Raw genomic sequence first — 12,247 nt, 5'->3', positions numbered from 1 at the left:
AGATGCCCGCACCACAAGAGTTTTATCATTAATATCTGTACTTCATAATACCGGGAACTGCTGTAATTAAAAATGCGATGACTAGAACACCGATTCTGTAATCCACAAAATGGCGATTTTTTGTAGGGGCAGCGCCCCCGTGCCTGCCCCGATAATTCATGGTTAAACCGATACTAAATCTGTAATTTTAATTATTTTTACGCCGTTCTTAGTGCTACCATGGGATCAAGTTGAGCCGCACGACGTGCCGGAACGACACCGAAGAATAAACCAATAGCACCAGAAACACTCGCAGTTAAAAGAACTGCTGCTGGGGAAATTGTAGATTGAAAAGGGCTAAATATTCCTACTAAAATGATGCTACCACCACCTAAAATAATGCCGATTAAACCACCAGTTACTGATAATATCACGGCTTCAATCATAAATTGCAGAAGGATGTCCTGTTGCGTTGCACCGATAGCTTTCCGCAGTCCGATTTCTTGAGTACGTTCAGTCACAGAAACTAGCATAATATTCATAATCCCAATCCCACCTACAAATAAGGAAATACTAGCTATTGCAGCTAACATTATTGTCAATCCTCCGGTAATTGAATTACTGATTTCTAAGAGGTTTTTTTGGGTTTGAATGGTAAAATCATCTTCGCGGATAATTTTGTGCCGTCGACGCAGTAAATTTGCCATTTGAAACTCTGCTGCTGATATACTATTTTCATCCTTCGCTGATACAGAAATCATAGCGATATTAATACCAAAAGGGGATGTTCTCCCAACTAAACGACTAAACATGGTATTAATGGGAATATAAACGGTATCATCATTGTTACTCCCAAAGGAAGAACCTTTGGCTACGGTTAAACCAATTACTTGAAAGGTAGTATTTTGAATGCGGATTTTCTGACCCAGAGGATTTTGATTATCAAATAATTTATTGGCTAAATCTGGACCTAATATTGCTACTCTTTTACTCCGTTTAATATCGAAATCATTAAAAAACCTACCTTCTTTAATTTCTAAATTACGAACTGTGGGATAATTAGGTGTAGTACCGATCACCGTACTTGTTGTATTTATATTGCGATAAGTGATTGTAATTCGGTTATTAATCTCTGGAGCAACTTCTTTGACTGCGCGGACTTGTTTAGCTATTGCTTTAGCGTCTTGTAAAACCAAAGTTCTCGGTACTCCTGTTACTCTACTGCGAGTTCCTGGACTACCGGGAATAACAAATAAAGTATTAGGTCCCAAGGACTGAAATTGCTTATTTGTAAATATTTTTGCTCCTTCTCCAATCCCAATCATAGCAATAACTAAGGCATTGCCAATAATAATTCCCAACATGGTCAAACTACTCCGCAACTTGTTAGCTAATAAAGTAGTAGTTGCCATTTTTACGCTTTCTAAAATGTCCATAATTTGTGTTTAATTTTTATGTTTAATTTTTATTTTCTTTGCTCGATTCTGTTTTCCCTTTTTCCTTCGTTTTAGGTAGATCAATAAATATCCTATCTCCGGCTTTAAGACCATCTAAAACTTGAACTTCGTTATCAATATTTGCGCCAATTTTGACTAAATTAAATTCAGGTTGATTTTTTTTACCTAATAACCACACTCCAGTTTTTCCCTTGCGAGTAACAATTAACTCCTGGGGAATTAACAGGGCATTTTGGATGTTATTACCAAGAAATGTCACTTCACTCACATTCATTCCTGAACGCAGTTTTTCAGACCCTTTATTAACAGTAACCCGCACCTGAAAGGAGGTAACATTTTGCTCAACTACCGCTTCAGGAGCAATCAACCGCACTTGTCCATGAAAAATTTCATCGGGATAAGCATCAACAGTAATTTCTACTTTTTGTCTTTGTTTAATTTGGGATATATCTACTTCAGGAACATTTGCTAAAACTTCTAATCCTTTAGCTAAAGCTACTATAGAAGTTGAGGTAGCAGAAGCACTACTGGAAGCAGAAACAGCAGGACTAACAAAACCCCCCACTGTCGCGTATCTTTGAGTAATAATGCCTGCAAAAGGAGCGCGGATAATTGTATCTTCTAATTGTACTTGTTGTTGTTTTAATTGAGCCTCTGCACTAGCTACTGCTGCTTTTAATCTGGTAATTTCTTCAGGACGATTACCATTTTCTAATTTTCTTAAAGCTTCCTTTTCCTGATTAACTATTGCTTGTTGCTTTTGAATATCTTGGTTACGGTTGCCAATTTTGAGTAAGGATAATCGTTTTTGAGTTTCTTCTAAATTGGCTTTTGCTTTTCTATTTTCACTGATATACTGTTCTAAACTATCTTGAGAAATTGCTCCATTTTTTGCTAAATCTTGATAACGTTTTAAACGTGATTCAGTTAATTCCACAGCAGCTTTTGCCGAGTCTACTTGAGCCTGTGCTTGTTGAATTTCCTGTAAACGATTCCCCTCACGGATAATCGCTAATTGAGCCTGTGCTTGGGCTACACGGGCTTTTCCTTGGGCAATTTCTTCGGTACGACTTCCCGCTAGGCTTTCCGCTAATTGCGCTTTTGCCTGTTCTAAATTAGCTTTGTATTGGATAATTCGCATTTTAATTTCCGAATTATCCATGCGGGCAATTATTTGTCCTTTCTTAACTTTGTCTCCCTGTTCAACATTTAAATCTGCCAACAGTCCAGAACTTTTAGGACTAATATTAACGCTTTGAATTGGTTGGATTTTACCACTAGCAGTAATGCGGACAGTTATATCTCTTGCTGCCACTGGGACAGTCAATTTAGTTATATCTGGTGGTTTATTTCCTTGCTGGATGGTTTTAATAGTGGCTGTTGTTCCTACAATTAAAGCACCACTGGCAATTAAACCAATTAACCAACGTAATGGATATTTAACTTTTTTGCCAATTAAGGGAATTTCTATGTAAAAAATCATGATTAAAAAAGTTAAGGAACAAAAATTAGCGAGTCTATTTTATAGACAAAACTTGATGACAATCATTTGATTTATGTAATTCATCATCTGATGGGGTGAATTTTTTATTTTTTGGTTTTTTATCCTCCTGTTGACTATAATATCATAGTTATCTGTGATTAGTAAACATGACTTAATCTCCTATTTTAGCAACTTATTTACTAAATTTTGTGATCATTTCTCTGGGGAACTATTTAAAGGATGGTGAATTTGTTCTATAATCTCAATTCCTTTTGTACTTGTAGTTATGGATCAAGAGGTAAGCAAGACGATATCAGAAGTTAAAACTGGGAATTTTTTAGCATTGCTTACATTTATTCTATTGCTCGATAATAAATAGTGCTATTTTAGCATAAAATATAAATTCAATTTTCGTTTAAATAAATAGCCCGAATATCAGCAGGTAATTTAGCTTCTAACATTCGATAACTCTCTTCCAGACAACTGGTAACTTCACTCAGAGAAATTTCTTCTCCTTCAGCTTGTAAATAAGCAGCAATTTTAGTTTCATTCCAGTGGAATCTTTGTGCCATTAAGATCATTAAACGTGATCTTGGTGGTAGTTGATCTAATGCTTGTTCTACATAGCACCATAGTGGTGGTGAAGTATTCTCAAGGGAATAATGAATAGTTTCTGTTGGTGGTAGTTCAATCTTGTTAATATAGAAACTGGTCATATTAATTAACCAGTTTTGTAGGGTTAAGCCGTCCTGTGAACTTAAATCTAGTTTACCTAATTGATAAAATATATGTCGCCATATCAGAGCAAACAAATAATCAGCTTGTACAGGCGATCGCGCCGAATGCCAACTTAAAGTATATAATATTGAGCTATAACGGCAAAAAATCACGGTAAAATATTTACCGGAATCTGGATATTGTTGAAACAGAGTCAGTAATTCTTGATCACTGTGATCAAATAGTGACTTTACCAATGGGTGATTAATGTGAGGAAAGTAGGGAATTTGCACAATCTCTAGATTAGATAACTGTTAAAATATACTAGGGAATAGTTAAAGGCTGCTGAATAATATTCGCATAATATTCGCAAATCAGTGAAATAGACTCAGATCAGACTACTAGATTATTGATAAACTAGAAACAAGGACTTAATCTTAGTCTTGATAGACGCGATTAAAAGCGGCTACTTTATACCAATAGTTTGATAATGTTTGTTCATGGTTATAGAAGCTAGTTCCATAATGTTCCTGCTAAGTCCACTAACTTTAGGGTCATTCTTGCCTTCCCTGCCCTTGGATAGCCTATTCTCCACCCAAGGGATTATGATTATGCTGCTGGCGGCTTACGCTGGTGCTATGTGGATGTTTCTTAGTAGCGCTCCTAAAGTTTATACTGTTATGGTATCAGATTTAGAAGTTGCCCGACAGTTGTATGAAGGATTGTTAGATTTGCCCGTAGCGGAAGTACCTTTGCACTATTATTACAATTATGAGCAAACCATTGGTGCAACAAGTATTGACCCGCTGTATATGTCTGCTAGTCCTAGTTGGTCTAACAGCACCATGAATCATGGACAGGACGGGCTGTGGTATCAACTCAAAAAAAATACTCAATTACATATTATCACAGGTGCTAGTTTAGGCACAAAAGATCAACAGCGTCATGTTTGTTTTGATCATGAGTGTCTAGAATTAATTTTAATGCGAGTAGAAGTGCGGGGTTTAAAATTCAAAATTCGTAATCAAAAACCTTTGAATTTTCTAGTTAAGGATTATGACGGACGAGTAATTGAAATGGCTGAAGTTGCTAATTAGTTGTAGTGAGGTGGGTAATTCCCACCTGACTATAAAGTAAGTAGGTTGGCGTGAAAAATTGTCGTTATGACAAGGGAACAGGGAACAGGGAACAGGGAACAGGTTTTGGACAACTTTACTTTTCGTTACTTATGTTGGTTTTTTCCGTTCACCTACTTATTTCAAGTATAGGGAACAGGGAACAGGGAACAGGGAACAGGGAACAGGTTTTGGACAACTTTACTTTTCGTTACTTATGTTGGTTTTTTCCGTTCACCTACTTATTTCAAGTATTTAGTTTAAATATTAATTATTTATGTGCTGCTAATTCCTCCTTATTTTTGTTAACTTATCAATTAAAGTCAATGATGCCGGACTAAAGAAGGATGGCAATTTGATAAAAGTGTTATAATGGACGGGAAAGAATCTAGATAAATTCTGAATTTTTAGATAAATAAACCCAGACTAAAAGCTGAAAAAATGACCATTAACCGTGCAAATAATAGAAGTTTACTGCAAAAATCCGATTGGCCTGTTAAAGATTTACCAGGATTAAGCCCAGAAGAACAAGCTCAACTCAAGAATTGTGGTATCAATACCACAGAAGAACTAATTACAAGAGGAAAAACTCCAGAAGAGAGAATAATATTAGCGGGTAAATTGCAGGTAGATCTTCACTCTGTGAATAAATGGGTAGTTTTAGCAGGTTTAGCCCGTGTTCCCAGTGTAGGGACTCAATATTGCGGTATGTTACTTCACGCTGGTGTTATTTCCATAGCCCAATTAGCGCAAACTCCCACTCACAGATTGCATAGACAAGTTATGCGTTTGCAAGTATCAACATTGCACAGCCGGGATTTATGTCCAGCAGTTGAGTTAGTGCAACAGTGGAGTCATGAAGCGCAAGCCATGGGTAATTAGTTAGTAGTAATTGGTAATTGGCTATTCCTTTGCTAAAACGCCATTCAGAAAGATATCCGCCAACCCTTCCGCCACTTTTTGCATTTCTTGGGGGGAGGCGTTGGGTTCTATGAGGGTGTGATCAGCAAAACCAGCGATCGCAAATAAACCTAAAAATACTTTAGCACCAAGTTTGGCATCTATTTGACGATAGATGCCTTTATCTATTGCTGTTTGAAAAAATGCTTCAGCCACATCTGTCATTTTATCAATAACTTCGGTTTGAATGCGATCGCGCAAATCTGGATGAAATTGCACTTCCATAAAGCAAACACGCATAATGTCGGCGTTTTTTTGTAAATTCCACATCCGACGATGCATAACTTGGGCTATAGCCTTATAACTACCCATTTCGCTGAGTTCTGTGAGTAAATCGGTGAGAATATCCACCCAGCCATTAGTGGCGACTTCCACCAAAATTGCTTTTTTATTGTCAAAATAACGAAAGAGAGTTCCTTCGGCTACTCCTGCGGTTTGTGCTAAATCACGGGTTGTAGTTTTCTCGAATCCCTTGGTAGCAAACAATCGTTGTGCTGCTTGCAAAATTCGGGTGCGGGTCTGGGCTTCTGATGATGGCGGAGAATTAAAAATTCGCATAGTATTTTGATATCTTCAAAATAGGATTGGTAGCCTTATTGTGCAACGCGGCATGGAGAAATTACAAAAATCTTCATAGAAGGTTAACTCTCTGTGTGTCTTTCCAGTCATGTAAACTTACCTTAACTTTTGCTTATGCACCAGACAATCTTAAATTTGCTGACCGCTGGCGTGAAAAAGTCCCCATTTCGTTCTCTATTAGCCACTAGTTTAGCGTTGATAGTCTTGGCTTGGGGGTGGATACCAGAAATGGCCATAGCCTTGCAACAGCCCCAAAATTCCATTCAGCCTTACCTAGAACAAGTAATTAATCGTTTAACGGAATTTCGTCTGGATAATGGATTAAAATTCATTGTTTTAGAAAGACATCAAGCCCCAGTGGTTTCCTTTTTAACCTATGCTGATGTGGGTGGTATTGATGAACCAGATGGACAAACCGGTGTAGCCCACTTTTTAGAACATTTGGCCTTTAAAGGCACCAAGCGCATCGGTACTAAAGACTACAAAGCCGAAGCCCCGCTGCTGGAAAAATTAGAAAAGTTGGATAACCAAATTAAAATTGCCAAAGCGGACAATAAAAAAGAGGAAATAGCCCGGTTAGAAACCGAGTTTAAATCAGTAGAATCCCAAGCCCTAAAATTAGTTAAACAGAACGAAATGGGGCAAATTGTCGAACAAGCTGGAGGTGTGGGTTTAAATGCTAATACATCCTCAGAAGCCACCCGCTATTTTTATAGTTTTCCTGCGAATAAATTAGAATTGTGGATGTCTTTAGAATCTGATCGATTTTTAGATCCTGTGTTTCGAGAATTTTATAAAGAAAAAGAAGTAATTTTGGAAGAAAGACGCTTACGAGTAGAAAATTCTCCTATCGGTCAGATGGTAGAAAAATTCATAGATACTGCTTTCAAAGTTCATCCTTACAGACGGCCAGTAATTGGTTATGATCAAGATATTCGCAACTTAACACCGGAGAATGTGAGGAAGTTTTTTAAAGCTTATTATGCTCCTAGTAATTTAACTATTGCTATTGTGGGAGATGTCAACCCCAATGAAGTCAAAAAACTAGCGAAAACTTACTTTGGACGTTATCAAGCTCAACCTAAACCCCAACAAAAACTACCAATAGAACCTCAGCAAACTGCGACTAGGGAAGTTACTTTAGAATTATCTACTCAACCTTGGTATTTAGAGGGTTATCATGTTCCAGCTATTACCGATCCTGATCATGCAGTTTATGAAATCATCGGTAGTTTAATGAGTGACGGGAGAACATCAAGACTTTATAAGTCCTTGGTGGAAAAACAAAATTTAGCTTTAAATGCGGAAGGTTATAGCGGATTTCCTGGGGATAAATATCCCAATTTAATGTTATTTTATGCCCTAACATCTCCAGGAAAAACAGTAGATGAAGTAGCGATCGCTTTAAGGCAAGAAATTGATAAATTGAAAACTGAACCTGTATCTGCGGTGGAATTAGAACGACTAAAAACCAAGGCTAGAGCGACTTTATTACGCAGTTTAGATTCTAATTCAGGTATGGCAGAACAGTTGTTAGAATATGAAGTGAAAACCGGTTCTTGGCGTAATTTGTTTTTGCAATTGGATAAAATTGCAGCAGTGAATTCTGAGGATATTCAAAGAGTAGCCCGTGCTACTTTTACGCCAGAAAATCGCATTGTTGGTAAGTTGTTGTCAAAACAACCAGGGTGAAATTTGAGGTTTTATTTCACGCAGAGTCGCAGAGTCGCAGAGAGGAAGGGTTGGAAAATGTCTCTTTGGGAAATTGGGGACAGCTATGCTAAAAAAATTGAAAATAGAGAAGAAGGATATGTTGAGGTTTGATTTGAAAAACAAAAAATTCCAGTTTTCTAGGGGACAAAGATTTGTTTTTACTTTGGTAATGGTTGTTGCTTGTTTCTTCGTAAATTTGAATTTTTCTTGGGCAGGAACGACAGCAAAGTATTACAATGAATTAAAGTTTCCCCCGGTGACGGCGGTTAAGTTACCCAAGTATGAACGCTATGTACTAAAAAATGGTTTGGTAGTTTATTTGATGGAAGATCATGAGTTACCACTGGTCAGTGGTACAGTTTTGGTAAGAACAGGTAGTCGTTGGGAAGCAGCCCAAAAAGCTGGTTTAGCTGGTTTGGTGGGTTCTACTTTGCGGAGTGGTGGAACTCAAAAACATTCCGCAAATGAGTTAAATGAGATTTTAGAACAACGAGCCGCAGCGGTGGAAACAGATATGGGGGAAGCTGTTGGTAGTGTGAGTTTTGAAGCTCTCAAGGAAGATTTAGAATTGGCTTTTGGGCTATTTACTGAGGTATTACGAGAACCTGCGTTTGCTCAAGATAAGTTGGATTTGGAAAAAACTCAAATTCGTGGTGATATTTCTCGTCGCAATGATAGTCCTAATAGTATCGCTAGTCGAGAGTTTAAAAAGCTGATTTATGGACAAAAAAGTCCTTATGCGCGTACAGTTGAATATGCAACTCTTGAGCAAATTTCTCGTGATGATTTGCTCAAGTTCTATCAGCAATATTTTCACCCCAATAATCTCATTTTAGGCATTGTTGGCGATTTTAATCCTGAAAAAATGCGATCGCTCATTCAAGCCAAATTTGGTGACTGGAAACTAAGTCCTGAAATTACTAAAACCCAATTACCACAAGTCACCCAAGCTAATTTAGGTGGGGTATATTTTGTTAATCAACCTCAACTCACCCAAAGTAGTGTTTTAATTGGTCATTTGGGTGGAAAATTCAATAGTCCTGATTATCCAGCTTTGGATGTTATGAATGGTATTTTAAATGGTTTTGGCGGACGTTTATTTAATGAGTTGCGATCGCGTCAAGGTTTAGCTTATTCTGTATATGGTCTCTGGAACCCCCGTTTTGACTATCCCGGAATGTTTATTGCTGGAGGACAAACTCGCACGGAAACTACAGTTCAATTCATCAAATCACTACAAACGGAAATCAAGCGTTTACAAACTGAAAATGTGACAACGAAGGAATTAAATAATGCTAAAGACTCTACACTAAATTCCTTTGTTTTCAACTTTCAAGATCCTGGTCAAACCCTATCTAGATTAATGCGATACGAATATTATGGTTATCCCGCTGATTTCTTATTTCGTTATCAAAAAGCCGTTGCTGCTACTACAGTAGCAGACGTTAAACGGGTAGCACAGAAATACTTGAAACCAGAAAATTTGGTTACTTTAGTAGTAGGAAATCAAACTGGAATCAAACAACCATTAACTAATTTAGCCACGAAGGTAACAACCATAGATATTACCATCCCCGGTAGTTAGCCGGCAGCCCGTAAATAAAAAGATCCCCGACTTCTCAAAGAAGTCGGATATCTAATTTTTCTGATTGATAATTTCGCAACTACGGGTCAACTTGAGCATTTCTAAAGTATTTTTCTACTCTTGTAGAAACTCCTCATGATCATAAACATCAGGCCAAACAGTTGCACCGTGTTCATACTTATCAATCCCAATCTTATCAGCTTCAGGATTAACACGCAGTCTACCAATAAAATTAAGTACACTGAACATGACAAAGGCAAAGGCAATAGTAAAAACTGATACTGCAACTACACCCAAAATCTGCACACCCAACAAGTCAAAACCGCCACCCAAAAACAGACCAGCTTTTTTATTCAAAGTCAATTCTGGTTGACCCAAAAAGCCTACTGCTAGTGTACCCATCATACCATTAATACCATGAACAGCAAATGCTCCCACAGGGTCGTCAATTTTGCATGATTCAATAATATCAATACCGAAAATTACTAAAATTCCACCTGTTAAACCAATCAAAACCGCAGCCCAAGGTGCTATAAAAGCACAACCGGCGGTAATACCTACCAACCCTGCTAAAGAACCATTCAGACAATAGGCTAAATCCCATTTACCTGAACGTTTGTATTGATAAAATAAGGATGCTAAAGCTCCAGCACCAGCGCCTAATGTAGTATTCAGAGTAATCAAACCAATTAAACCAGTATTAGCAGTACCCAGGGTTGAACCAGGGTTAAAACCATACCAGCCAAACCAGAGAATCATAGTTCCCAAAGTCGCCAAACCTAAGTTATGGGCGGGAGGAATTTTTCCCCAAGCAGTACGTCCAGGACGAGGTCCTAGTAAATAAGCACCCACTAAGGCTGTCCAACCCCCAACGGTGTGAACTGCGGTACTACCAGCAAAGTCATGAAAGCCCATTTTCCCTAACCAGCCACTGGAGTTCCATATCCAATGAACGACAAGGGGATAGCTAAATGCCGCCATAATACCACTGTAGATTAAGTCGCCAACAAAGTCTGTTCTTCCTGCCATTGCCCCAGTAGTAATTGTACTGGCAGTAGCCGCAAAGGCAAACTGGAAGAAAAACAAGGTGTAAGCATTGAGTTGGGAGGCTATTCCTGGCACGTTACCATTGCTAAAAGCACCGTCAACGGGTAATTGACTCAAGAAAAAGGTGTCTGTACCAATGAACCCACCACTACTTGTACCAAAAGCAATTCCAAAGCCTACAGCCCACCATACTAAAATGGTGAGGGCAGCATCAATAAAGTTTTCCAATAGGGCATTAACTACACCTCTTTGACGCAGTAAACCTGCTTCTAACATCGAAAAACCGGTCTGCATGAAAAATACTAAAAAGCCTGTGAGTAATACCCAGGTAGTATCAACAGAAATTTGTAATTGTTTGGTTGTTGCGTCTAAGGATTCCAGTGTTACCGGGTCTGCGGCCTGGACAACTGTAGGCGCGAAAATCGCCAATACCATTGAACCTATAGCCAGTGCTAAAAGGCGATAAAAAGGGCGGATACGTTTATTCATTCGTGTTTTTGTGTAATTAAGGCTGGACTTTTATGGTTAGTCATATCAGCATTTGCTTTGATACTCATATCATAAGCAAGAAAAAAATACTGTTACCTTAGATACAAAAGACTTAATTTATTGGTTAATTTTATCTGTCACACCTATGTATATAGGTCACACTTATTTATGCAGGTTTTATCCCTTGGGTGGAGAAAATTGGTAACTATTTAAGACTTGACAAATCCCAAAATTTATATTATGCTTATGTTATAGGTGGAAAATTCTGCGCCCATATATATAAGTTTTTCAAACACTAACCTGATTACATAATTATTTTTGACTTCATTCTGTAAATTTCAATATCTCGGATATCCTAATTCACATAATTTGATCTATTAAGACTTGACAAAGCTTCGGATTTGTATTATACTTGTATCATGGCCGTTCCCATTCAAGTGAGGTACAAGCAGTAATAATTGAACGCAGATGGACGCAGATAAACGCGGATAATTTTGTATTTCATTAGACTGGGAAATACTATAATATTGGGGAAATAGTATTGAGCTTAAATAACAGAAATATTGTCAGATATAGTTAAACCTAATTATTTTCGTCACAATTGAAGCGTAAAATTGTCTAACTGCGCTAAATAAACTAGGTAGTTCACTTACCTATACAAATCAGAGATTAATTGTAGATAGTTCTTCCTTATCAAGATTAGGATAACATATTCAAAGTTCTTTGTCAACACCATAAAACCTTTTTTTTGGCGTTTTTTCGTTTTTACTGAAATTTCTATATTCTCAAGGGGGATATTGGGATAAATCTCACTGTAATTACTGTAATTATGATATGGTTTCAAAAAACTGTGTCTGACTGACTAGATAGTTCACTTACCTATACCAGTGATTAATTGTAGTAGGACTTACGCAAGATTCATGGAATAACGAACCACTCCAGGCACAGAGGTCACGGAGAAATGAGGATTTGAGAGATATTTTGCGTAAGTCCTGTGTAGATAGTTCTTGCTTATCAAGATTAGGATAACATATTCAAAATTCTTTGTCAACACCATAAAACCTTTTTTTCGGCGTTTTTTCGTTTTTACTGAAATTTCTATATCCTCAAGGGGGATTTGGGG

At 37.6% G+C, this 12,247-nt stretch carries 11 protein-coding genes; 5 read left to right on the top strand and 6 right to left on the bottom strand.

The window, feature by feature from the left end:
* Positions 1–197: 197 nt before the first annotated feature.
* The 3 genes from ACIR310F_RS0119840 to ACIR310F_RS0119830 all read right to left on the bottom strand — a co-directional run bounded on the left by ACIR310F_RS0119840 (position 198) and on the right by ACIR310F_RS0119830 (position 3,929).
* Positions 198–1,415, bottom strand: coding sequence for an ABC transporter permease (locus tag ACIR310F_RS0119840; protein ID WP_028085332.1), 1,218 nt, complete (start codon positions 1,413–1,415; stop codon positions 198–200).
* Between the two features lie 22 nt (positions 1,416–1,437).
* Positions 1,438–2,919 carry an efflux RND transporter periplasmic adaptor subunit gene (locus tag ACIR310F_RS0119835; RefSeq protein ID WP_028085331.1) on the bottom strand — a complete coding sequence of 494 codons (1,482 nt, stop codon included), beginning with the start codon at positions 2,917–2,919 and terminating at the stop codon, positions 1,438–1,440.
* Positions 2,920–3,323: 404 nt separating this feature from the next.
* The gene (locus ACIR310F_RS0119830) at positions 3,324–3,929 is read right to left on the bottom strand and encodes a hypothetical protein (RefSeq protein WP_028085330.1); all 606 of its coding nucleotides are present in this window, start codon (positions 3,927–3,929) and stop codon (positions 3,324–3,326) included.
* A gap of 207 nt (positions 3,930–4,136) precedes the next feature.
* Here ACIR310F_RS0119830 and ACIR310F_RS0119825 point away from each other — a divergent pair, with 207 nt between their 5' ends.
* The 3 genes from ACIR310F_RS0119825 to ACIR310F_RS0119820 all read left to right on the top strand — a co-directional run bounded on the left by ACIR310F_RS0119825 (position 4,137) and on the right by ACIR310F_RS0119820 (position 5,633).
* The gene (locus tag ACIR310F_RS0119825) at positions 4,137–4,733 is read left to right on the top strand and encodes a hypothetical protein (RefSeq protein ID WP_028085329.1); all 597 of its coding nucleotides are present in this window, start codon (positions 4,137–4,139) and stop codon (positions 4,731–4,733) included.
* Positions 4,734–4,783: 50 nt separating this feature from the next.
* Positions 4,784–5,092 (top strand): hypothetical protein, encoded by a 309-nt coding sequence (locus ACIR310F_RS25890; protein WP_155963928.1) that lies wholly within the window; start codon positions 4,784–4,786, stop codon positions 5,090–5,092.
* Between the two features lie 100 nt (positions 5,093–5,192).
* Positions 5,193–5,633: a DUF4332 domain-containing protein gene (locus tag ACIR310F_RS0119820; RefSeq protein ID WP_028085328.1), complete on the top strand. Its 441-nt coding sequence runs from the start codon at positions 5,193–5,195 to the stop codon at positions 5,631–5,633.
* 21 nt (positions 5,634–5,654) lie between these two features.
* On the opposite strand, the gene ACIR310F_RS0119815 is transcribed toward ACIR310F_RS0119820, so the two are convergent.
* Positions 5,655–6,269, bottom strand: coding sequence for a TetR/AcrR family transcriptional regulator (locus ACIR310F_RS0119815; RefSeq protein ID WP_028085327.1), 615 nt, complete (start codon positions 6,267–6,269; stop codon positions 5,655–5,657).
* A 135-nt stretch (positions 6,270–6,404) separates the two neighbouring features.
* Between ACIR310F_RS0119815 and ACIR310F_RS0119810 the strand changes: the two genes are divergently transcribed.
* Together ACIR310F_RS0119810 and ACIR310F_RS0119800 are read left to right on the top strand one after the other, a co-directional pair.
* On the top strand, positions 6,405–7,982 hold the full coding sequence (locus ACIR310F_RS0119810) for a M16 family metallopeptidase (protein ID WP_028085326.1): 1,578 nt from the start codon (positions 6,405–6,407) through the stop codon (positions 7,980–7,982).
* Positions 7,983–8,100: 118 nt separating this feature from the next.
* Complete coding sequence (locus tag ACIR310F_RS0119800) at positions 8,101–9,588, top strand: M16 family metallopeptidase (RefSeq protein ID WP_028085325.1); 1,488 nt, start codon at positions 8,101–8,103, stop codon at positions 9,586–9,588.
* Positions 9,589–9,702: 114 nt separating this feature from the next.
* On the opposite strand, the gene ACIR310F_RS23280 is transcribed toward ACIR310F_RS0119800, so the two are convergent.
* Complete coding sequence (locus ACIR310F_RS23280; RefSeq protein ID WP_035368581.1) at positions 9,703–11,124, bottom strand: ammonium transporter; 1,422 nt, start codon at positions 11,122–11,124, stop codon at positions 9,703–9,705.
* A gap of 907 nt (positions 11,125–12,031) precedes the next feature.
* Positions 12,032–12,247: hypothetical protein (locus ACIR310F_RS27170; protein ID WP_231387623.1), on the bottom strand; the 216-nt coding region annotated here is incomplete at its 5' end.

The sequence above is a fragment of the Dolichospermum circinale AWQC310F genome (assembly GCF_000426925.1).
GTDB lineage: Bacteria > Cyanobacteriota > Cyanobacteriia > Cyanobacteriales > Nostocaceae > Dolichospermum > Dolichospermum circinale.
This window is presented reverse-complemented; position numbering and strand designations above follow the sequence as displayed.